The organism is Enterocloster sp. 210928-DFI.2.20, assembly GCF_020554465.1.
Taxonomy (GTDB): Bacteria; Bacillota; Clostridia; order Lachnospirales; family Lachnospiraceae; genus Enterocloster; species Enterocloster bolteae.
Genome location: NZ_JAJCHK010000009.1, coordinates 123,106 through 146,117, shown reverse-complemented (window position 1 = coordinate 146,117; position 23,012 = coordinate 123,106). Strand labels below are relative to the sequence as shown.

The 23,012-nt window shown below is 50.1% G+C and carries 19 protein-coding genes and 1 tRNA gene; 8 read left to right on the top strand and 12 right to left on the bottom strand.

Annotation, left to right across the window (positions count from 1 at the left end):
* Positions 1 to 15: 15 nt before the first annotated feature.
* Positions 16 to 678, top strand: coding sequence for an aspartate/glutamate racemase family protein (locus tag LI015_RS10795; protein ID WP_002569267.1), 663 nt, complete (start codon positions 16 to 18; stop codon positions 676 to 678).
* A 13-nt stretch (positions 679 to 691) separates the two neighbouring features.
* Positions 692 to 1,924: a 3-oxo-tetronate kinase gene (otnK, locus tag LI015_RS10790; RefSeq protein WP_119205735.1), complete on the top strand. Its 1,233-nt coding sequence runs from the start codon at positions 692 to 694 to the stop codon at positions 1,922 to 1,924.
* Positions 1,925 to 2,022: 98 nt separating this feature from the next.
* Here the strand turns inward: otnK and LI015_RS10785 are convergent, their stop codons facing one another.
* From LI015_RS10785 to LI015_RS10755, 7 genes are all read right to left on the bottom strand, one after another.
* A complete protein-coding gene (locus tag LI015_RS10785) occupies positions 2,023 to 3,426 on the bottom strand; it encodes an MATE family efflux transporter (RefSeq protein ID WP_002569265.1) in 1,404 nt (467 codons plus the stop codon).
* A gap of 87 nt (positions 3,427 to 3,513) precedes the next feature.
* On the bottom strand, positions 3,514 to 4,854 hold the full coding sequence (locus LI015_RS10780) for a sodium-dependent transporter (protein ID WP_227124952.1): 1,341 nt from the start codon (positions 4,852 to 4,854) through the stop codon (positions 3,514 to 3,516).
* A gap of 80 nt (positions 4,855 to 4,934) precedes the next feature.
* Positions 4,935 to 5,552: a manganese catalase family protein gene (locus tag LI015_RS10775; protein WP_002569263.1), complete on the bottom strand. Its 618-nt coding sequence runs from the start codon at positions 5,550 to 5,552 to the stop codon at positions 4,935 to 4,937.
* 19 nt (positions 5,553 to 5,571) lie between these two features.
* A complete protein-coding gene (locus LI015_RS10770; RefSeq protein WP_054354900.1) occupies positions 5,572 to 5,868 on the bottom strand; it encodes a spore coat protein CotJB in 297 nt (98 codons plus the stop codon).
* Positions 5,861 to 6,079, bottom strand: a complete 219-nt coding sequence (locus LI015_RS10765; RefSeq protein WP_002569261.1) for a spore coat associated protein CotJA — start codon at positions 6,077 to 6,079, stop codon at positions 5,861 to 5,863. The genes LI015_RS10770 and LI015_RS10765 overlap by 8 nt, the downstream gene beginning before the upstream one ends.
* A 442-nt stretch (positions 6,080 to 6,521) precedes the next feature.
* Positions 6,522 to 8,411: a PEP/pyruvate-binding domain-containing protein gene (locus tag LI015_RS10760; RefSeq protein ID WP_227124950.1), complete on the bottom strand. Its 1,890-nt coding sequence runs from the start codon at positions 8,409 to 8,411 to the stop codon at positions 6,522 to 6,524.
* Between the two features lie 68 nt (positions 8,412 to 8,479).
* Positions 8,480 to 9,445 (bottom strand): LysR family transcriptional regulator, encoded by a 966-nt coding sequence (locus tag LI015_RS10755; RefSeq protein ID WP_002569259.1) that lies wholly within the window; start codon positions 9,443 to 9,445, stop codon positions 8,480 to 8,482.
* A gap of 130 nt (positions 9,446 to 9,575) precedes the next feature.
* Here LI015_RS10755 and LI015_RS10750 point away from each other — a divergent pair, with 130 nt between their 5' ends.
* The 5 genes from LI015_RS10750 (at position 9,576) to trpB (ending at position 16,191) form a co-directional block, all read left to right on the top strand.
* Positions 9,576 to 10,862, top strand: coding sequence for an aminotransferase class I/II-fold pyridoxal phosphate-dependent enzyme (locus LI015_RS10750; protein ID WP_002569258.1), 1,287 nt, complete (start codon positions 9,576 to 9,578; stop codon positions 10,860 to 10,862).
* 51 nt (positions 10,863 to 10,913) lie between these two features.
* On the top strand, positions 10,914 to 12,176 hold the full coding sequence (locus tag LI015_RS10745) for a Glu/Leu/Phe/Val family dehydrogenase (RefSeq protein ID WP_119205740.1): 1,263 nt from the start codon (positions 10,914 to 10,916) through the stop codon (positions 12,174 to 12,176).
* 335 nt (positions 12,177 to 12,511) lie between these two features.
* Positions 12,512 to 13,342 carry an AraC family transcriptional regulator gene (locus LI015_RS10740; protein WP_002569256.1) on the top strand — a complete coding sequence of 277 codons (831 nt, stop codon included), beginning with the start codon at positions 12,512 to 12,514 and terminating at the stop codon, positions 13,340 to 13,342.
* Positions 13,343 to 13,471: 129 nt separating this feature from the next.
* Entirely contained in the window at positions 13,472 to 14,779 is a 1,308-nt protein-coding gene (locus tag LI015_RS10735) for an O-acetylhomoserine aminocarboxypropyltransferase/cysteine synthase family protein (RefSeq protein ID WP_195633954.1), read from the top strand.
* A gap of 194 nt (positions 14,780 to 14,973) precedes the next feature.
* Positions 14,974 to 16,191, top strand: a complete 1,218-nt coding sequence (gene trpB, locus LI015_RS10730) for a tryptophan synthase subunit beta (protein WP_002569254.1) — start codon at positions 14,974 to 14,976, stop codon at positions 16,189 to 16,191.
* Positions 16,192 to 16,370: 179 nt separating this feature from the next.
* Here trpB and LI015_RS10725 read toward each other — a convergent pair whose 3' ends face one another.
* The 3 genes from LI015_RS10725 to LI015_RS10715 all read right to left on the bottom strand — a co-directional run bounded on the left by LI015_RS10725 (position 16,371) and on the right by LI015_RS10715 (position 19,707).
* Positions 16,371 to 17,567, bottom strand: coding sequence for an NADP-dependent isocitrate dehydrogenase (locus LI015_RS10725; protein WP_002573042.1), 1,197 nt, complete (start codon positions 17,565 to 17,567; stop codon positions 16,371 to 16,373).
* A 167-nt stretch (positions 17,568 to 17,734) separates the two neighbouring features.
* The gene (locus tag LI015_RS10720; RefSeq protein ID WP_227124948.1) at positions 17,735 to 18,721 is read right to left on the bottom strand and encodes a Gfo/Idh/MocA family protein; all 987 of its coding nucleotides are present in this window, start codon (positions 18,719 to 18,721) and stop codon (positions 17,735 to 17,737) included.
* Positions 18,722 to 18,876: 155 nt separating this feature from the next.
* Positions 18,877 to 19,707, bottom strand: coding sequence for a DUF4397 domain-containing protein (locus LI015_RS10715; protein WP_117627355.1), 831 nt, complete (start codon positions 19,705 to 19,707; stop codon positions 18,877 to 18,879).
* 531 nt (positions 19,708 to 20,238) lie between these two features.
* Between LI015_RS10715 and LI015_RS10710 the strand changes: the two genes are divergently transcribed.
* The gene (locus LI015_RS10710; RefSeq protein ID WP_227124946.1) at positions 20,239 to 21,558 is read left to right on the top strand and encodes an MATE family efflux transporter; all 1,320 of its coding nucleotides are present in this window, start codon (positions 20,239 to 20,241) and stop codon (positions 21,556 to 21,558) included.
* A 122-nt stretch (positions 21,559 to 21,680) separates the two neighbouring features.
* Here LI015_RS10710 and LI015_RS10705 read toward each other — a convergent pair.
* Together LI015_RS10705 and LI015_RS10700 are read right to left on the bottom strand one after the other, a co-directional pair.
* A tRNA-Arg gene (locus LI015_RS10705) sits at positions 21,681 to 21,754 on the bottom strand.
* Between the two features lie 112 nt (positions 21,755 to 21,866).
* Positions 21,867 to 22,739, bottom strand: a complete 873-nt coding sequence (locus LI015_RS10700; RefSeq protein WP_002569111.1) for a DUF3881 family protein — start codon at positions 22,737 to 22,739, stop codon at positions 21,867 to 21,869.
* Positions 22,740 to 23,012 lie beyond the last annotated feature (273 nt).

Here is a 23,012-nt window from a genome sequence, read left to right as displayed (position 1 = left end):
AATCAGGAGGGGCATATGGAAAGAAAGGTTGCGGTAATCCATACCACAGTTGTTACCTGCGATGGCATCAACAGCAGGCTTAAGGCGCTGGTACCGGACGCCGAGGTGATGAACATTGTGGATGATAGTCTTTTAAATGATGTGAAAAAGGAAGGAATGCTGACAAAGGAGGTTACCAGGCGGCTTTTAACATATGCTCTTGAGGCACAGGACTGGGGAGCAGAGCTGATTCTTAACGCCTGTTCCTCGGTGGGGGAGGGAGTGGATGTCATAAGACCCCTTTTAAAGATTCCTTACCTTAAAATTGATGAACCAATGGCCCGCAGTGCAGTGGAAAAGGGTGAAAAAATAGCTGTATACGGCACGGTGAAAACCACGCTGGAGCCAAGTGCGAGGCTCATAAGCCATATTGCAGAAGCAGAGAAAAAGAAGGTTGTGGTGGATTCCTATTTGGCTTCCGATGCGTTTGAAGCGCTGACAGTGGAGAAGAATCAGGAAAAGCATAATCAGATACTGGAAGCGCTGATTCGGGATACGGGGAAACAGTATGATGTTCTGGTCCTGGCACAGGCCAGCATGAGCGTATTGATTCCATGTCTGGCAGATATCACAAAACCAATCCTGAGCAGCATGGATTCAGGTGTGGAGGCAGCCGCCAAGGCGTTAAAGGGTTTATAAGAGAGGTTAAAGTATGATATTAGGATGTGTGGCAGATGATTTCACAGGGGCCAGCGATGCCGCCTCCTTTCTTCAGGCAGGAGGCGCAAATGTGATACTCAGCAACGGGATACCTGAGAGGGAGGATGAGGATATCTTGGAAGCCCAGGCAGTGGTCATAGCACTGAAAACCAGAACCTGTCCTCCCGGCGAGGCGGTGGACCGGAGCATGGCTGCCTTTTCCTGGCTGAAGGCCCATGGGGCACGTATGCTGTATTTTAAATATTGTTCCACCTTTGATTCCACGGAAAATGGAAACATAGGCCCGGTTCTGGATGCAGCCCTAGAACGGTGGGACATACCGTACACGCTTTTATGCCCTGCTCTGCTGGAAAATGGAAGAAGCGTGAAGGATGGTAAGCTGTATGTCAATGGAGTACTGCTGGAAGATAGTCCGATGAAGGATCACCCTCTGAACCCAATGAGGGATTCCAGGCTAAAGTACCTGATGGAGAGGCAGAGCCGCTACCCCTGCTTTAACCTGGGTGCAGGTGAACTGGAACGGGGGTTCAGGCCTTACGAGAAACCAGGGCATTATTACCTGATCCCGGATTATTATGAAGAGAAGCACGGGAGAATGATTGCTAAACAATACGGGAATCTTCCGCTTTTGTCAGGCGGATCCGGTCTGCTCAGGATGATTGCCCGTACATGGGAACCGGATGAGGAGAGGAATGTTCTCACACCGTCCCGTTGTGCGGCCCCTGTCATACTGGCTGGAAGCTGTTCTGAGGCTACCAGGACACAAATCAGGTATTATGAGTCAAAGGGAGGTGCTTCTTTGCGTATCCATCCCCTCCGGTTTGTGCAGGGAATCCAGACAATGGAACACATCAGGGCATTCCTGGAAGAAAATAAAGATCAGGCAGCGCTGGTGTACACTTCAGCGCCGCCTGATGAGGTAAATCGTATAAAAGCAGAGTGGAGGGAGTCATATCCGCCACTGGAACATTATAACGAGGAACTATTGGCCGGTACAGCCGCCTATGCCTTGGAATCTGGAAGAAAAAGAATCATAGCAGCAGGAGGGGAGACGTCAGGCGCCGTTATGCAGAAGCTGGAAATGCACACCTTTCATATCGGACGGTCCATTGCTCCGGGGGTTCCGGTTATGTATCCTGCGGAACAGGAAGGGATGGAGCTGATTCTTAAGTCCGGCAATTTCGGCCAGGAGGATTTCTTTATCCGGGCTGCAAGGGACATCTGAGCCGCCCTTAATGCGTCAGGCCGCCAATCTGTCAGGCTGCCAATTCGCCAGGCCGCCAATCCGCCAATCCGCCAGGCCGCCAATCCGTCAGGCTGCGATTAGTCCGCCGTCTCCGCCCCGCAGTTCATCTCTTCTTCCATACCCCGCATTCTGCGGAGCTCCCTGGTAACAAATACCAGGGCCAGGAGGGCAGCCATTAAATCAGCAACCGGTGCAGAGTACATCACGCCCTCAATACCGAGGAACATGGGAAGGACCACAATCAGGGGCAGAAGGAAGATAATCTGCCTGGTAAGGGAGATGAAGATACCCTTTGCCGCCTTTCCGATGGACGTAAAGTAATTAGCCGTGATAGGCTGGAGCCCGTTTAAAAATGTGAAGAACAGGAATATGCGGAAGTATTGTTCCGCAAAGTGAAAGTATTCCTCGCTGCCTGAGCCAAAGATGCCGATGATTTGCCTGGGTATCAGCTGGAAGCACAGGAAGGACAGGGTGGAAATCATGGTTGCGATGAGCACAGCTTTCAGATAAGCCTCTCGGACCCGCCTGAATTTTCTGGCGCCGTAGTTAAAGCTGACAATAGGCTGTAATCCCTGGGACAGACCGATGACCAGGGAGAAGAATATCATGTTCACCTTGGTTATGATGCCTGCGCAGGCCAGGGGAATCTCACTTCCATAATGGGATTGAGCACCGTAATAGCGAAGGATGTTGTTCATTACAATCTGCACCACCATCATGGCCATCTGGTTAAAGAAGGGGGCCATACCCAGGGCTGCAATGGCCTTCATATGGGATGGAACAGGCACAAGAGAGCCCAGGGACAGGCGCACGGTCTTAAACCGGGTCAGGTATACAATGACCATGATGCCGGATATGATCTGCCCGATGATGGTAGCCAGTGCGGCCCCCGCCATCCCCATGTGGAAGCCGAAGATAAACAACGGGTCCAGTATGGTATTGAGGACGGCGCCTGTGAGAGTACACATCATGGAAAAACGGGGACTGCCGTCTGCGCGGATCAGGTTGGAGCCGCCTGTGGTCAGGATAAGGAATGGAAATCCAAGGGACGTGATGCCGGTATAGGTCAGTGAATAGTCCAGAACATCCGGAGTGGCCCCAAATACAATCATAAGCGGTTTCAGGAAAAGCCTGACCGTGAGACATAGGAGGATTCCAATGGCAGCCAGCATAAATACAGCGTTGCCTGCATAACGTGTGGCTTCCTCTTTTTCGCCGCTGCCAAGGGACAGATTAAAATTGGCAGCCCCGCCGATGCCGCACATCAGGGAGATGGCAGTACAGGTGATGGTAAGGGGAAAGGCCACGTTGGTGGCAGCATTTCCCAGCATACCCACGCTTCTTCCTATGTAAAACTGGTCTACAATGTTATACAGGGCGCTGACCAGCATGGCTATGATGCTGGGTATGGCAAATCGGGCCAAAAGCTGGTTCACGGGCAGAATACCCAGTGGATTTTCTTGAGTTGATGAAGATTTCATAAGCTACCTCGTCTTTCGTAAATAAAAGAAGACTCCCTGTCAGTTTGCGAATGACAGGGAATCACATGTATCATTGGTATAATTATACTACCCGATTCCTCCAAATACAATTCCCAAAACAAAGACCGCAGCCGTTAAACCGCAGAACAGATAGGATGTCATGAAAGAAAACCAGGGTCCTATGGGACGCAGACGGCCTTTTTCCACTTCTTTTTTCGCATAGTCCGATCCAAATACCCAGAAAAACATGATACCGGCCAAACCTGCTCCAAGAGGGCAGATATAGATGGATACAAAATCCATCCACCCGGATACAATGCCCTGGATGCACAGTCCGATGGCCAGGGCGGCAGCCGTTATTACGGAGACAGATGTCCTGCGGCTGAGCTTAAACTGCTGCTGTAAAGCGGCAATGGGGGCCTCGAACAGATTAATCAGGGAGGAGATCCCGGCAAACAGTACGGCTGTGAAGAACACGATAACCAGGACACGGCTTCCGGGCATGGATTTAAAAAGGTTGGGAAGGTAAATGAAAATCAGTCCGGGTCCGCCTTCATCCAGCCCGGAACCCGCAGTTGCCATGGCCGGGATGATGACAAGAGCAGCAAGCAGGGCTGCCAGGGTGTCAAAAAGGGCTACCTTCCATGCTGCATTGGTCACATCTTCCCGGTCATCCAGATAGGAGCCGTAGATTAAGGTGCCGTTTCCTGCCAGTGACAGTGAGAAGAACGCCTGTCCCAGGGCGAATACCCATGTCATGGGATCTGCCAGGCCTTTAAGGTCAATCCGGAAGATATAGCGGTATCCATCCGCGGCAGAGGGCTGGAACGCCATGTAGACAGCCAGTCCCAGGAATAAGAGGAAGAATAGGGGCATGATTATTTTGTTGATTTTTTCAATACCGCCGGATATGCCCAGTACCATGATGATAAAGGTGATAACCAGTCCAACAGTCTGCCAGAAATTATTTCCGAAGGCTCCGGCCATGGAACTAAAAGCAAGGGTAAAGCCGTCCACATCGCCGGGAGCCAGTGTAGTGCCGGTCAGGGAACCCGCGCTGTAGCGGAGGATCCAGCCCACAATGACAGAGTATCCGATAGCCAGGGCCAGGGAGCCCAGAACCGGGATATATCCGATGGCTTCTCCCAGACGCCGTCCTTTTCCCCTGCTGGCCATGGCCTGGCCAAAGGCGCCTATAGGTCCGGAGCGGGCGGCGCGGCCGAATGCCATTTCCCCGATAACGCCGGAAAGGCCTATCATAATGACAAAGAGGAAATAGGGAAGCAGAAAGGTTCCGCCGCCGTATTTGGAGACTCTGGCGGGAAACATCCATATATTGCCCATTCCAACGGCGGAACCGATGCAGGACAGGATAAATCCCCAATTTGTTTTCCAGGAATCCCTTTGAGTGTCAGTTGAGTTAATCACGTAAAACCTCCAAAGTTGGTGTATGTAGTCCGCTGCTCCGCATACAGTTCAGCATGCGAGGCAGCGTCGTGTTTTATCTTTTATTTCTGGTTCTGTACAAACTGCTTATCAAACTCAGGATTGAAGTAGTAAAAATTCTTTTCATCCAGCTTGGACTTTATCTTTTCCAGCGCCTCCCCGAAACGCTGGAAATGCACGACTTCCCTGGCCCGGAGGAATTTAAGGGGTTCTCTTACCTCCGGGTTTTCAATGATGCGGATCAGGTTGTCATACGTGGTCCTGGCCTTCTGTTCTGCCGCCAGGTCCTCATGAAGGTCTGTGATGGCATCGCCTTTGGACTGGAATTCGCAGGCATTAAAGGGAACACCTGCAGCAGCCGTAGGCCAAAGAGCCGTGGTGTGGTCGATATAATAGGCGTCAAAGCCTGCTGTCTTGGCCTGTTCCGGGGTCAGATTCTTGGTCAGCTGATAGATAATGGCGCAGATCATTTCCAGATGGGCAAGCTCTTCTGTGCCAATATCTGTCAGCAGTCCGCCCACTTCCTTGCATGGCATAGTGTAACGCTGGGAAAGATAACGCATGGAAGCAGCTAATTCGCCGTCAGGACCGCCGAACTGGCTGATAATCAGGGACGCTGTCTTGGGACAGGTCTGGGTAATTTTTACGGGAAATTGTAACCGTTTTTCATAAGTCCACATGGTCAGACACCTCCTTATTTTAATGTTCCGGGCAGTCCCATGGCAGAGGTCCGTCTGACCAGGTAAAATGCTTCTGGCCGGGATACTTGGTATGGGATTCGGACTTGTTATTGGTTTCAGGGCAGACACAGTTCAGGGTAAGGGGTTCATATTCCTTGGCAAAGGAATCCAGAAGCTGTTTTCTCTGGGCCATGGCCTGGCTGAACGCGTCTAATGCCTGGCCGTCTGTTGGGTGGGTATCCAGAAACAGGTTCAGGTCATTGACAACAAAACTTATCTCATTAATCTGCTGAAGCAGCTGGCAGCGGTCAGGCATTTTTTTCACCTCCTACTATAAAAAACGGCAGATCCAGGCAGGGAAAAATAGTTCCCTGTTTCAGGGCTTTGGATGGCTCATAAGGTGTTTCCCAGGGCTGCATGGGAACAGTGGCAATGGCCAGCTGTACTCCTGGTCCGGGAGCGGGAAGCTCTTTGCTGCACCCGCATTGTGATGCAGGAACTTTGGCGTCGCAATTGCATAAATTCATATGATTCACTCCTTTCTGTTGATTGGCCTTGTACAGGCTTCATGATTAGTATGAGCCTGATGCGTTTTTTTAGGTTATTTAAAAACTGTCAGTATATCCAGAAATCGTCGGAGTGTTTTTAAATGGGATTTTTTGCTGAATCCGTATTTCTAAAGTTGAACGTGCAGTATGTTTTTCCGGTTGTATCGGCAGCAGAAAGATAGAGTGAATCCTGATTTAGAATTGATTGAGAACAAGCGCAGAAGCAAGAATTTCTAATACTGGCAGTAAATGAATGTTTGATTGTCCCTGCCTTTCAACATAAAATTTTTAAAAATTAGGCTATGTTAAAGTAGTTCGGTGCCCGGACTTGCGTCCTGAGCACCGATGTATCTGCAGTCTGACATGATACAGGTATCATGTCTCATGTTTCCCGCCTGCTGTATGGGGCGCTGTATTCCCCTTACCGCTCGGCAGTCTGCTGTTCCCCGCGTATCCGGCACACCGCACGGCCCTCCTGGGCATCCAGGGTCAGTGTGGCACCGGACCGGCTTACATCATGGATCTTTACAATGTCAGCCAGTTCCTGGGATTCGCCGGGCAGAATATCCTTCAGCACCTCAGGATATCTGGTGAGGAGTTCAGGGCGGTACAGCCTGGTCTTGCTGTTGTCATTGATGGCGCCGTAATACACATCTGCCTCCACCATGTCCTGGAACATGTGGCTGCCGTAGGAAAGATCCGGGTGGTAGCCTGCCTTTCCGTAAGCCACCTCGCAGATGGCGCTGAACTGGCTGATTTCCGCATAGACCACGGGTACGCCTAATTCAGGGGACGAGGTTCCGATGCGGCCGGGCACCAGCAGCATCAGCTTCTTATCCGTATCCTCAAAATGCTGGTTGATGCGGCTGATTAAACGGGCCACGTCCGGCTTCTTGGCATATTCGTATTCATAGTATTTCTGGGGATCCACCCACACAATGTAGTCGATGGGTTCCTCCTTGGACCGGCGCATGGACGTTCTGCGCACGTCAAAGAGAAATTCGTGGTCCACGCCGTCCGGTATATGTACCTGCTCGGATTTGGCGGTCTGAAGGGGACGGCATTGCAGCAGGTTCAGCCTCCATATGCCTTCCTCCGGACTGGTGACGGCAAACTCCACATCCACCGGGCGTTCATATTCTTTCTCCAGCATCTTCATGAGGGTGCGCATCATCCGTATGAACTCCAGATTGTCCACCAGGCCCTGGCAGTCCCCAAAATAGATGGTTCTGTATATATGGCGCTCGGCCAGCATGTCCTCGGCATCCGTATCCCTGCTCAGCACCATTTTCTTCTGCCATTTGGGAAAAAGGTCCAGTATTTTTTCCAGGGACTTGGTACAGAGCGACTTGGTTCCAAAATCCAGGACATCCACCTTGCGCTGGGAAAATTTGTGGCGTTCAGCCAGGGTGGTCCTTAAGTTGGCCTGCGCCCTGTCAAGACCGATAAGACGGGGGTAATCGCCGGGCGTCCTCTCCACAGCCCTGGTCCCCAGCCCCATGACCATGCGCAGCATTCCTGCTTCCGGGTTCAGGTGCTCCATCCATTTATAAGGGTTATAGGAACAGCCCATACCGGCAGCCACCGGCATATAGAGGTCGCCGTACTGCTGCCCGGCCACCTGCTGAATCAGCAGGGCCATCTGTTCATCCACATCCAGCAGGTGGCGTTTCCTGCGGTATTCAATGGCCTGTTCGTTCATGGTGCTGGCGTATACGCGGCGGATGGCTTCCTCCAGTTCCTCCATCCGTTCCTCCTTGGTGCCCTGGTTCATACAGAAGATGGATTCGTATTTGCCGGAGAATGCATTGCCGTATCCGTCCTCCATGATGCTGCTGGAACGGACAATGATTGGGGTGGTCCCGTAGTGGTCCAGCATATCGCTCAGCTCTTCACGTATATCTTTGGGCAGGGAACCGCCCCGCAGCCGTTTGGTCAGTTCCTCGGTCTCCTTAAAATGTTCCTTTTCCAGACGGTGTCTGGCCTTTAACTCCGCACAGCGGTTATATACCAGATACCGGTAGAAAACATCCGTGCCGATGAAAAAGGAGTTATGGGGTTCCACATGCCCTGCGTACTCCGGCATGTTGAGTTCAATCAGCTTCCTGGCAACCAGCAGGCCGCAGGCCTTGCCTCCAATTACGCCCCCGCCGATTTTGCGCATCCAGACCCTGCGGAAATCCTCCTCTGTGAAATGCTTCAGTATCAGCTGTTCCATGTGGCTCTCCGTGGTCATGAGCCGGTTGCAGATACATTTTTTTTCTTCCCTTGTCAGGTTTTCCTTTTTAAGGATTTCTGGCCATCCAACCATTTTTCTTACCCCCTTCTGTATTTTTATTTGCTGAAAAAATGACACTTATAACACTTATAAGCATATGATTATACATACTTCTCCGAGTTTTTCTCAATGCCCGGAATTGCCATTTTGATAAATTCAATCATGCTCCGGGTCAGGTATTTATTTTTTTTATAATACAGGTAAACATCTCTTACTGCCTCGGGGTCGTCAATCTTATAATATATGATATCCGGGTTTTCCGGAAGGCATTTGACCACGGTGTCGCTGACAAATGAGGCGCCCATGCCGTACTCTGTCAGGTGATAGGTGGTTAAGAGCTGGTTCAGCTTTAAGGTATAGTTTAACTGGATTCCTGCCCGGCCAAGTATGGCGTCCACACGTTCCCTGGTATCATTGTGGGACCGCAGCATGACAAAGGGCTCATCCTTGAACTTCTTTAGGGATACGGCCGGAAAGGTATCGTTCTGGTGAAGGCAGCGCTTTATGTCGGAAGCCTTAAGCTGGTATTTTACCGCTCTCCGGTTGCTGTCAAAGGAGGAGGGAACAGCCAGCAGCAGGCGTTCCTCCATGAAGCGCTCCTTTTCGTAGATGCCCGCGTCCAGCAGATAGTTGTCTATGATAATGTCCAGTTCCCCGGCAAAGAGCTTTTGCTCCAGCAGCGGGGTGTGTCCCTCAAACAGGTTCAGCTTCACGTGAGGGTAGGCCCTGCGGAACTTATCAATGATGGGTGGAAAAATGAAGGATGAGAAGAGATAGGTCCCGCCCACGGACAGACGGCCTGTTTTCAGTTCCTGGAGATTGCCCACATAGTAGGCGAACTCATTTTCCAGGTCCATGATTTTCTCGGCGGTCTTGATGTATTTCTTGCCGCATTCCGTCAGCTGGATGGGGCTGGTGCTCCGGTCAAAGAGGGGCATGCCTATCTTTGTCTCAATCTTCTTAATCATGGAACTGAGGGCCGGCTGGGATATGTAAAGGTTCTCAGCAGCCTTGGAAAAGCTCTGTTCCTTATAGACTTCGTATACGTAATTCATCCCGCTGAACATAGCTGCACCTCCTATAAGTTTTTGATTATATGTTTTATTCAAATATAAATATTTGTTTTTATTCTAGGATATTTTTATAATAAAGGCAAGAACAAATATATCTGACTAATGTTTGATGCGGAGGCCATGAATGAGACATGTAACGGAATATTCCAAACAGGAACTGAATGATATGTTAAAAGAGCTTACCATACAGTTCCAGGAAGCCAAGAAATTGAATTTAAAACTGAATATGGCCAGGGGAAAACCCGCAGCAGCCCAGTTGGATATGAACATGGGCCTGTTGGAGTTTCCAGAGGGCTGTACGCTGGAGGACGGTACAGATGCAAGGAATTACGGCGTTTTAGAAGGGATTCCTGAATGCAGGCGTCTGTTGGGCCAGCTTTTGGGCCTGAAGCCGGACCAGATTATAATAGGGGGTAATTCCAGCCTGAATCTGATGTTTGACACCATGGCGTTCCACTGTCTTTTCGGAACACAGGGAGAAAAGCCATGGAGCTTCTATGCATATGAGGGCAGTCCTGTGAAATTCCTTTGTCCGGTCCCGGGGTACGACAGGCATTTCCAGATTTGCGAGGAGCTGGGAATCCAGATGATTCCGGTCCCGCTTCTGGAGGACGGACCTGACATGGAGATGGTGGAAGCCATGGTAAGGGAGGATGCTTCCATCAAGGGAATCTGGTGCGTTCCCCTTCATTCCAATCCTCAGGGAGTATGCTACAGCGACCGGGTGGTGGACCGCCTGGCGTCTATGGAAACGGCTGCCCCGGATTTCAGGATATTCTGGGACAATGCCTACGGTGTGCACCATATTTACCAGGAAGTGCCCCTCAAAAATATCCTGGATGCATGTGAGGCCGGCGGTCATCCAAACAGGGCTTACTATTTCTTCTCAACCTCCAAGATAACATTTCCGGGGGCAGGTATTTCCCTTATTGCTTCAGGACCGGACAACATGAAGGAGTTTAAGGGCCATATGTCCTCACAGACCATTGGACATGACAAGCTGAACCAGCTAAGGCATGTGCAGTATTTCAAAACGCCGGAAAACATCCGCGCCCATATGGCGGATCTGGCAGAGGTGCTGAGGCCCAAATTTGACATGGTGTTAAACCGTCTGGAGGAGGAACTGGAAGGCAGCGGACTGGCAGTGTGGAGCCGTCCGAAGGGAGGCTATTTCATCTCCCTGGACACGCTTGCAGGATGTGCAAAGCGTACCGTGCAGCTGGCTAAGGAGGCAGGTGTCACGCTCACAGGCGCAGGCGCAACCTATCCCTACAAGAGGGATCCGCAGGACAGAAATATCCGCATTGCTCCCACCTATCCCACGCCGGAGGAGTTAAAATCAGCCATGGACATATTTATTCTGTGCGTTAAGATAGCGGGAATCGAGTCAGTGGTGAATCAGGGGAACTAAGTATTGGGATACTATAAACAGGCAGCAGCCGGGCAGAAAAGGAGAACAGGTATGGAGAAACTATATAATCCTTATGATAATGTGTTAAAGGTAGTAAAGGAAGCAGCCGATATACTGGGCTATACGGACAGTGACATAGAGGCCATTAAGTACCCGGAGAGGGAACTTAAGGTTGCGATTCCGGTGCGGATGGACGATGGGACAACGAAGGTATTTGAGGGATACAGGGTGCAGCACTCCACATCCCGCGGACCGGCCAAGGGCGGAGTGCGTTTCCATCCTGCGGTAAATCCTGACGAGGTCAGGGCCCTGGCAGCCTGGATGACATTCAAGTGCGCAGTGGTGAATATTCCTTACGGCGGCGGCAAGGGCGGTGTTGTCTGCGACCCCAATGAGCTGTCTGAAAATGAAATCCGGGCAATCACCAGAAGATACACGGCAGCCATTGCTCCCCTTATTGGGCCGGAACAGGATATCCCGGCTCCTGATGTAGGCACCAATGCGGCTGTTATGGGCTGGATGATGGATACCTACAGCATGCTGAAGGGCCACTGCATCCACGGCGTGGTTACAGGCAAGCCAATCTGCCTGGGAGGCGCCCTTGGAAGAAATGAAGCCACGGGACGGGGCGTCATGTATACCACAAAAAATATACTGAATAAAATGGGAATTCCGGTTCAGGGAACCACGGTAGCCATTCAGGGAATGGGAAATGTGGGCAGCATCACAGCCAAGCTGCTTCATAGGGAAGGAATGAAGATCATAGCGGTCAGCGATGTATCCGGCGGAATCTGTAATCCGCAAGGACTTAACGTACCGGCTATCCTGGATTACCTCTCCCTTAACAGAAAGAATCTGTTAAAGGATTACAATGAAGAGGGAATGAGCCGCATTACCAATGAGGAACTGCTGGAGATGGATGCCAGGGTACTGGTGCCGGCAGCCCTTGAAAATCAGATTAACGCTTCCAATGCACATAAAATCCGTGCGGAAATCATCGTGGAGGCTGCAAACGGCCCGGTGGCCGCAGACGCTGACGGGATACTCCAGGAAAGAGGCATTACTGTTGTGCCTGATATCCTGGCCAATGCAGGCGGCGTAGTTGTTTCTTATTTTGAATGGGTTCAGAATATACAATCCGTGAGCTGGACCGAGGAAGAAGTCAACGAGAAGCTGAAGGATATCATGGATCCTGCGTTTGAAGCAGTATGGGATATTGCAAAGAGACAGAATGCCACACTGCGCACCGGCGCTTACCTGATTGCCGTGAAGCGGGTAGTGGAGGCCAAGGCGGCAAGGGCAATCTGGCCATAAAGCGAATCACAGAAAAAATCATAGAATTTCCGAATAGCAGCAGTTACACAAAGACCAGGCACTGGGGATGCCTGGTCTTTTACTGTGTATAAAGGGGGATAAAATGTGTGAAAGGGGGAGGGCCCTTTCGGTTTTTGCAACAATTTATTTGCTGTGTTTTTCTTGCTTACAGGACACATTATAATACAGGTATATTGCAAAAACCATTGTCAGAAGACAAAGAAATATTGCAATTAGCACAAGCTGTGTTAGAATAGGGTTAAACGCACCTGCGGCTTGCGGCCGCGCAGGGCAGGGACGGCTGGGGACAGCCGGTATTTTTAAGGAGGAGATCCATGTACCAGGAAGAAAGTTTTAAGACGCAGAGGGTGGTATATGCCCATACGCGCAGCGATGAAGGGGATATGGAGTATAAAATGCACTGCCATGATGTATATGAGGTTTATTACATGATTTCAGGCAACGCAGAGTATCTGCTGGAGGGCAGGACCTACACACCCAGGCCCGGAAGCCTGATTATCATACCGCCGGGCTGTTTTCACGGGTTAAGGGTGCTGGATTCGGATGAATATAACCGGATACGTCTGCACTTTGCCGCCGAACTTCTGCAGGAAGAGGAACAGGCTCTTTTGCTGGAGCCTTTTGGAACCGGATGGTGCTGCTATGAGGAACAGTTTCAGCTGGAGTGGTATTTTCACTCCCTGGAGGAGTGTGGGAATTATGGAAAAGATTTACAGGATATTGCAATCCGCACACGGGTTCTGTCTCTTTTGACCAAGATTTTTGCAATATATAGGGAGGCTTCAGGAACTTCCAGGGGAAAGGAAGGACAGGTCCAGGAAATCATCCGCTATATCAACCAGAATCTGTCCGCTCCGCTGAGCCTGGAAGGGCTGGCACAGACCTTCTATATGAGCAAAAATCATCTCACAGCTGTATTTAAGAGGGCCACGGGAACCACGGTGGCCCGGTACATCCTATATAAGCGCATGGCCATTGTGAGAAAAGAGCTGTCAATGGGGGTGCCGGCAGCAGAGGCAGCGTCCAGAGCGGGATTTGGAGACTACTCCAGTTTTTTCAGGGCTTACAAAAAAATGTTTGGATGCGCGCCCTCTGATAAAAGCGCGCCGGGAATGCCTGAGATGGATAAGGGAAGTATGGTTTGAGAATGCGCGGGGACTCAAAAATAAGGTTTAAGAATGTACGTAAATAAATTCTTGACAGGAAAAAAATACCATGATATTATCAATTAAACCTATAGAAATAGTAGGAATTAGGAGACGGAGGACAATATTATGGGAGAGAAGCGTAAGAGATCAGACAGACATTTTAAATTTGAGACAACCCAGCTTCACGGAGGTCAGGAGCAGCCCGACCCTTCAACAGGGGCAAGGTCGGTACCGATTTACCAGACATCATCGTATGTATTTGATAACTGCGACCACGCGGCGGCACGATTCAATCTCAGCGACCCGGGAAATATATACAGCCGTCTTACCAATCCTACCCTGGATGTATTTGAACAGAGAATGGCGCAGCTGGAAGGCGGCGTGGCAGCCCTGGCCACGGCTTCCGGGGCAGCGGCCCTGTCCTATACCTTCCAGAACCTGACACGGGCAGGGGATCATATTGTGTCTTCCGGCCATATATACGGCGGCACCTACAATTACCTGGCCCACACCTTTCCGGAATACGGGGTGGAGACTACATTTGTGGATCCGGCTGATTTAGAGGCGGTAGAGGCAGCTATCAGGGATAATACAAAGGCTGTCTTTATAGAGACACTGGGAAACCCTAATTCCGATATCGCTGATATAGAAAAAATTGCTTCTATTGCACACCGGCATCAGATTCCTTTGGTAATAGATAATACCTTTGCAACGCCGTATCTTGTCCGTCCCATTGAGTACGGTGCTGACATCGTGGTACATTCAGCCACAAAGTTCATCGGCGGTCATGGAACTGCGGTGGGCGGCGTGATTGTGGACGGCGGAAGGTTTGACTGGGCTGCTTCTAAAAAATTCCCGGGACTTTCAGAGCCAAATGCCAGCTACCACGGAATCCGTTTTGCCCAGGATGTGGGAGCGGCTGCCTTTGTCACCCGGATACGGGCCATTCTTCTAAGGGATACAGGGGCGACCCTCTCACCCTTCCACGGCTTTTTGTTTTTACAGGGGCTGGAGACACTTTCCCTGCGGGTGGAACGCCATGTGGAAAACGCGCTTAAGGTGGTGGAATATCTGAATGCGCATCCCCAGGTGGAGGCGGTCCATCATCCCAGTGTGAGCCGGGATCCGGTCCAGCAGCAGCTTTACAAAACGTATTTCCCCAGGGGAGGCGGCTCTATTTTTACGTTTGAAATAAGGGGCGGGGCTGAGAATGCCAGGAAATTCATCGACAACCTGGAACTGTTCTCCCTTCTTGCCAATGTGGCGGATGTAAAGTCACTGGTGATCCACCCGGCCTCCACCACCCATTCCCAGATGCATGAGAAGGAGCTTTTGGAACAGGGAATCCGTCCCGGTACCATCCGGCTGTCCATCGGGACAGAACACATTGACGACATTTTGGAGGATTTGGAGGAAGCGTTCCGGTCCGTATAGAATTCCGGTTCATTTCGTATTCCGGTTCATTTCGTATTCCGATCCGTTTAGCACAGGTGGTTCAGATTAAATCCATGGGTACGGCCGGGGCTGCGTGCAGGGAAAAAATCAGCAGGTGAAAACAGCAATACAGATTGAAACGCCGCGGGAATAAGGCTATAATGGATAGAAAATACACCGCTAAGGAGAAGGACATGGATTACAGGACATATTTGAAAAATTATCCGGATAAGGACGGCCGTTTCGGCGCTTACGGAGGCGCTTATCTTACAGAGGAGCTGATACCGGCTTTTGAGGAGATCGCGGATGCATACCAGACCATCTGCCATTCTTCCCAGTTTATCAATGAGCTGAGACGGATTCGCAAGGAATTCCAGGGAAGGCCCACTCCTGTTTACCACTGCGAACGCCTGTCCGGGAAAATAGGAAATTGCCAGATATATCTGAAACGGGAGGATTTAAACCACACAGGAGCCCACAAGCTGAACCACTGTATGGGGGAAGGACTTCTTGCAAAATTCATGGGTAAGAAACGCCTCATCGCAGAAACCGGAGCAGGGCAGCACGGGGTGGCCCTGGCCACGGCAGCCGCGTTTTTCGGTCTGGAGTGCGAGATTCATATGGGCGAGGTGGACATAGCAAAACAGGCGCCCAATGTCACCAGGATGAAGATTCTGGGGGCAAAGGTGGTGCCGGTTACCCATGGCCTTAAGACACTGAAGGAGGCAGTTGATTCAGCCTTTGAGTCCTATGCCAGAAATTACAAGGATTCCATCTACTGTATCGGATCTGCCCTGGGCCCCCATCCCTTCCCGCTTATGGTCAGGGATTTCCAGTCTGTTGTGGGATATGAGGCAAGGGAACAGTTCCTTGAAATGACAGGCATGATGCCGGACGAGGTCTGCGCCTGCGTGGGCGGAGGCAGCAATTCCATCGGTATGTTCATACCTTTCCTGGATGACCCGGTGGATATCACAGGGGTGGAGCCGTTGGGAAGAGGCGAGACGCTGGGAGATCATGCAGCTTCCATGAAATTCGGTGAAAAGGGAATTATGCATGGATTTGAGAGCATTATGCTGAAGGATGAAAAGGGAGAGCCTGCTCCTGTATACTCCATTGCCAGCGGACTGGATTATCCGTCTGTGGGGCCGGAGCATGCATTCCTTCACGATCTGGGCCGGGTTAAATACGATACGGTAAGCGACGAGGAGGCCATGGAGGCATTTTTCAAACTTTCCAGATATGAGGGAATCATACCGGCAGTGGAAAGCTCCCACGCGGTGGCATATGCCATGCGCAGGGCAAAGGAGATGCGGCAGGGATCCATTTTGGTGTGCTTAAGCGGCAGAGGCGATAAGGATATCGACTATGTGGTGGAGCACTATGGTTATGGGGATCAGTTTATGGATTAATTTGGCGGGGAGGCCGGAGGGCCTCCTGTCTGATTCGGAGAAGATGGAGAGCAGAGCCAGAAGGCGGTGGGGGGTTCATGATGGTCCTTGCTTTCAGGGCAGTATGGATTGAAATAAGGGCATCCGAACCAGCGGAATCATTCCGTGGACCGGATGCCCTTTAGACAATATAGTTTGTTTTACAGCCTCTTAGCAACAGCCTTAATAAAGTCCCCGCTGTTAAGTACAACTGGATTTGGAATGGTGGTAATCAGAGCCAGGTCTTTTGTCATCTCGCCGTTCTCAATGGTGTCAATGGTGGCCTTTTCCAGCCTGTCAGCAAATTCCATCAGCTCGTTGTTGCCGTCCAGCTCGCCGCGCTTGCGCAGTGCGCCGGTCCAGGCAAAGATGGTTGCCACGGAGTTGGTGGAGGTCTCCTCACCCTTTAAGTGCTTGTAGTAGTGGCGCTGTACGGTTCCGTGGGCTGCCTCGTATTCATAGTTGCCGTCCGGGGATACCAGGACAGAGGTCATCATGGCCAGGGAGCCGAAAGCAGAGGATATCATGTCGCTCATGACGTCGCCGTCGTAGTTCTTGCAGGCCCAGATGTAACCGCCCTCGGATTTCATGACACGGGCTACGGCGTCGTCAATCAGGGTGTAGAAATAGGTGATGCCGGCAGCTTCAAATTTTTCAGCATACTCGCTGTCGAAAATTTCCTGGAAGATATCCTTGAAGGTATGGTCGTATTTTTTGGAAATGGTATCCTTGGTGGCGAACCAGAGGTCCTGTTTTGTATCCAGGGCATAGTTGAAGCAGCTTCTGGCAAAGCTTTCAATGGATTGATTGATATTGTGCATGCCCTGTACGATGCCCGGACAGGTGAAGTCGTGAACCAGTTCCCGGCTCTCGGAACCATCCCCGGCCGTGTAAACCAGCTCCACCTTTCCCGGACCCGGTATCTTCATCTCAGAACCCTTGTAGACATCGCCGTAGGCATGTCTGGCAATGGTGATGGGTTTCTTCCAGTTCTTAACACATGGTTCGATTCCCTTTACTACAATAGGGGCGCGGAACACGGTTCCGTCCAGGATGGCGCGGATGGTTCCGTTGGGGCTCTTCCACATTTCCTTCAGGTGGTATTCCTCCACGCGGGCGGCGTTGGGGGTGATGGTGGCACATTTAACAGCCACGCCGTACTTTTTGGTGGCATTGGCGGAATCAACGGTTACCTGGTCGTTGGTCTCATCCCTGTATTCCAGTCCAAGGTCATAGTACTCTGTCTTTAAATCTATGTATGGCAGCAGCAGGTCATCTTTGATCATCTGCCAGAGAATTCGAGTCATCTCATCGCCGTCCATCTCAACAATCGGGGTGGTCATCTTAATCTTGTCCATACTGTATCCTCCTGAATTTTCGCATTATTTTATAGTATACGACGAATTGGGGTTTCGCACAAGAGAAAACTGTGTATCATCTGCCTGCAAACTGTGTATCATCCGCCTGCAAACTGTGTATCATCCGCCTGCAAAACCATGTATTATCTGCTGGATAAAATGTAATATCAGGCAAAGGTTTCATCCGCCGGAAACACAATTCCCATCTGCTTTCTGGCCTCGTCCATGACCTGAAGGGCCATCAGGGAATACCGGTTATGTATATTGCTGCCGGGTCCCGCTGATATAAGGCGGAGCCATTCCGCTATCTCACCGGACATGTCCGCCTTGGCAGGACCCTGGTACAGGACCTGTCTGCCGCCTGTTCTGTCATAAAAAATAAGCTGGTGGGGGTGGTCGATTCCTTCGATGGTAATGGTGCCGTTTTCACCCTGAATCTGGCTGGGAATACGGCTGCTGCTGATTTTGGAATACACCAGTTCAGCCTGCATATCCTTGTACACGCCAAGGATTGTCCCGGATCCGTCAATGCCGTTTTCCAGGAGGACGGCGTCTGTTTTGATTTTTTCCGGCATTCCAAACAGGCGCACAAGAGGATGTACGCAGTAAACGCCTATATCCATAAGCGCACCGTTGGAAAAGATGGGGTTAAATGCGTTTTCCACAATTCCGGATTTGAACTTGTCATAGCGCGAAGAATACTGGCAGAAATGGAAGCTGGCCCTGCGGATGGTTCCCAGTTTGGGAAGATGTTTTGCCAGGGCCTGGTAGCCGGGCGTAAAGATGCTGCGGATGGCTTCCAATAAAATCACGTTGTTTTGGCCGGCCAGCTGAATCAGGTGTTCCAGTTCCCTGGCATTGGAGGTAATAGGCTTTTCGCACAGAACATGCTTTCCATGGGATAATAAAAGTGCGGCCTGTTCATAGTGGAAGCTGTTTGGGCTGGCAATATAGACAGCGTCCAGGTCATCAGCGCAGGCAAAGGCATTCAGATCCGTGTATGTTGTTTCAACCCCGTATTTTGCTGCGAAGTTTCCGGCTGTTTCCTGATTTCTGGAATAGACAGCACTGTAATGAAGGCTGGGATTTTCCATTGCGGCTTCCTGGAAACGGTCCACGATAAAGTTGGTTCCTATGGTTCCATAGCGTATCATTGGCAGGTTTTCCTTTCTGTATGGCTCTGTGTCCTGTACTATTTTATCACAAACAGAGCCGTAAACACAGGATTTCATCCGAAATTAAGGTGGTAAATAAGAGGAAAATAAGGAGGGAGCCGCATTAATTTATGCTGCTCCCTCATGATCACTGACTAACTTCTCCGGTCTTCTACCAGAAGTGTCTGGATGGTATCCGCGGAGGGATTCCAGTTTAACACATACAGGGTATAAATCCGGGATGGATTTAATGTTACCGGCGTGGTAACCAGGGTGTTTTCCGGGCGGGCGGAGCGGGCCACACGCAGGGTATAGTTACCGGAGCTGAGCCGGCTGAAGCTGGCTGCATCGGCAAAGTTTACTGAGTTAAAATAGATATTGCCCAGGGAGGCATTGACTGGTCCGCTGTAATAGGCTAAATTGCAGACCCGGAAGCAGGAAGAGGTCCAGTCCGTGGGGCATGCCGTATCACGGATGGATACCAGGTCCAGGCCCGTGGAGGAGTTGACAATGGCGATGGTGGCCATTCCGTCACCCACATACATGGATTTGCGGAGATATACGTAACCGTTGGAGCCCATAATGGAGAATGTATGATAGCCCTGGGACAGCTGGCGGTACTGGGTCACTTCAGAAAAATCCAGTCCGGAGAAAACAGCCTGGTTATCTATATACACGGTAAATGGGTTATATCCGGTGGCGGCGTTTAACAGGCGTATTCCGCCGCGAATCCACTGGTTATTGTTGCAGAACACGCAGGGGATGGGATAATTGGGCCGTACAGGATAATTAGGGCGTACAGGATAGTCCGGACGTACAGGGTAGTCCGGGTAGTAGGGTGGCATAACGGAAAAATCAGGGTCGATTTCATCGTCAGGAGATGGAATTACTACATCGGTATCAGGATATGTGAAACCTGGATCAATCGGGTCTTCTACCTGGGTCATCTTAAGTGATGGTACAGAGTAGGGATTATTGTTATTCATATACAATGGTCCTCGGTTAATGCTTTTATGATAATATATGTCTGATATGCCGAAGGGGTACGGTAAAAAGCAAAAAAAGCCGGGAGCAAGGTCAGTTCATGGATGCAATTATAATTGTTCCGGCAATGGATCAGGCCAATATGGTATACTTATATCAGCCGCAAAAGAAAGGCAGTTGGGGAGGCCGTTATACGATTCAGCAGTAACAGGATGTCATTCTCCCTCGCTTTTTGCGGCGACAACCTTAGCGGCAGCGGCCTCTACCATATTGGTTATCTTTTTTTCGCTTCCGTCCATGCCCAAGGTCTGGATTTTTTAAGATTTAAAAACCCGATTGACATTTTCTTTTATATAAGGTATCATACCTCATGTTCATCGGAGGACTTATAATCGTAGTATAAGGCCGGATAAGATGTCGGATATAGTGGTTTTTTCGGAGGGCTGCGGTCACGTATGGCACAGCCGGATAAGAAAACTGTCTATGTTCGGTCTCTTATCCGGCTATTTTTATGCTTAAAGGAGGAAACATAAATGAATTTGTTAACTGGAAAAATTAAGCCGCTCTACCTGAAATATCTTGGCGCTGCTTTTGGCAGCGCGTGTATATCTTCTGTTTATGGACTTGTGGATATGGCTATGGTGGGCCAATATCACGGGCCGTCAGGAACAGCGGCCATGTCTGTTGTGATGCCAATCTTTAATATTATTTACAGTCTGGGGCTGTTTATGGGAATCGGCGGATCTGTCCTTTATAGTTCAGAAAAAGGACGGCGGGAAAATGGCGGCTATAACGAGTTTTTTTCCACGGCGCTCCTGGGCACAGCCGCCCTTGCCGCGATTGCTTGGACTGGTATTGTTTTCTTTGGAGAGCCTTTGCTTCGGCTGTTTGGCGCGGAACAAACACTTCTGCCATTGACAAAAGCCTATTTGTTCCCGATTAAGATCGTTATTCCTGTCTTTGTTTTCAACCAGATGCTGGCGGCGTTTCTTCGGAATGACAACGCACCCGGCCTTGCAACCGCGGCGGTCCTTGGCGGTGGTATTTTTAATGTTTTTGGTGACTATTTCTTTGTCTTTGCCATGGACATGGGGATTTTGGGGGCTGGCCTTGCAACCGCGGCGGGCGCGTGTATTACGCTGCTGATTATGCTGACTCACTTTTTCTCAAAACACTGCACACTTAAATTTGTGAGTATTCACTATTTATTTATTAAAGTAAAGGGCATCTTGACAACAGGATTTTCAACATTTTTTGTTGACTTGGCAGTGGGAATCATGACAATGCTGTTTAACCGGCAAATTGTCCGGTATCTGGGAACAGACGCCCTTTCCGTTTATGGCCTGATCGTGAATATCAGTATGTTTGTCCAGTGCTGCGCATACAGTGTGGGGCAGGCTTCCCAGCCTATTTTTTCCATTAATTACGGGGCAGAACACTGGGGGCGTATGAAAGAAACACTGAAGTATGCTTTGGGTACGGTAGCCTTTTTTGGGATCTTCTGGACAACATTGGTGGTGCTGGTTCCAAATGGTTTTGTCCGTATTTTTATGAAACCGACAGAAGAGGTGCTGCAGATAGCTCCTTCCATCATGCGGTGTTATGGTATTTCGTTTCTGCTGCTCCCGCTTAATATATTTTCAACTTATTATTTTCAATCCCTGATGAAGCCGGCTGCGTCGTTTGTTGTTTCCGTTGGCCGCGGGCTGGTGATTAGCGGGGCGCTGATTATGCTGCTGCCAACGGTGGCCAAGGCTGATTTTATTTGGTTTTCTATGCCGGTAACAGAGATTGTGATTGCAGTTTTTGTGATATACATGATGGTTCGGTACACGAAAAGACTTGCAAAATAGCTTCCTGTATAATTTAAGTATAAGGAACCGCGGGGAATGTGGCTGATAAAAAGATGCTAATCGTTCGACAAAAACAAAAAAGCCGAAAACCCAGTAAACCAGGCTTTCGGCTCTGTATCCAGTGTTCCTGAGCGGATTCGAACCGCTGGCCTTCCGCTTAGGAGGCGGACGCTCTATCCTGCTGAGCTACAGAAACACAAATATAAGGCGGGCCGTATGATACTCATGCGGTCCGCCTTATATAATAACCTAAGTGGTAAAAAAAATCAAGTCCTATTTTCAAATAAACATCCCGTTGAAACATCCCTTTAAAACAGTACCGTACCCTGCATCCACACCTGTCCCTTAAAGCGCCGTCCTATCCGTGGCTCGCCTAACAGGTCCTGTTTGTTGATGGCCACATGGAATACCATATCGTTGCAGTCCAGCTTCAGGTTATATATTTCTTCCTTGGTAATCCGGTTGGCGCTGGTGCTGATTTCCGTGATTTCCCCTATGACGGAGTACTGGTCGCACTCTATGCCGCAGGGCATGAAACATGTCTCTATGATGGAGTACACATCTTCATGGGCAATCCGTCTGGATACCATGGAATAGAGGTCGATGTCCTCTATGGTCAGCGTCTCAATGGCGTCCTCATCGCCGTGTTTTGCGGCTTCCAGGAGACTGCTGCGTTTTTTGGCGGCCTGACGGGAGTCCTCTGCCTGTTTTTCCGTCTTATTGACAGGCAGCAGCACCTTACCCTGGACTGCCAGTCCTGTAAGGGCGGCTCCCTTTGGCTGGACAGGCTGGCGGGCGCTGCGGCGCATCCTGTACTCCATGGAATTTTCCATGTAGAAGATTAGGGATATGCCCACCCTGTATTCATCAAGAAGGCCTGCATAAGTTTCACGCTCCGTGTGGCGCTGGATGGAACATTCCGCCTCTGAACTTACATCCGGGTTCTTGACATAGGGAAAGTAATACTCGCGGCTGAATGTTCCTTTGGGGCTCATCTCGCCTATCATGGCAACTCCCATGCCGGGGGCCACTTCCGTGCGCAGTTCACAGAACCTGCTGCCTTCCTGTTCCGCCAGGCGGCCGGTCATCTCCGCTTCTTTTACCAGACGCTTTAAAAGCTTCGCCATATCCTGTTTTTTCTGGTACATACTGAATCCTACTGTCCGCATAAACTTATGCATCTTGTCACCTTCTTTCACTTAAGATTTTGCTCACCTAAAACCGTACTCATACAAGAATGAGGCCAAAGGAACCCCTTCGCCTCATCACCTTTGCTCATTATATACTACTTCATAGGAGATTACCAGTATTTTTTCTAAATAAACCGTAAAATATTCGTGAAAATAAGTTTGGAAAATAAGGCGAAAAATGCGATTGATGTGTTAAAATTTAAACACTTTTTAGCTATTGACTGAAAATCGCGCCTGTGTTAGTATGGGATTAGCACAAGGCAA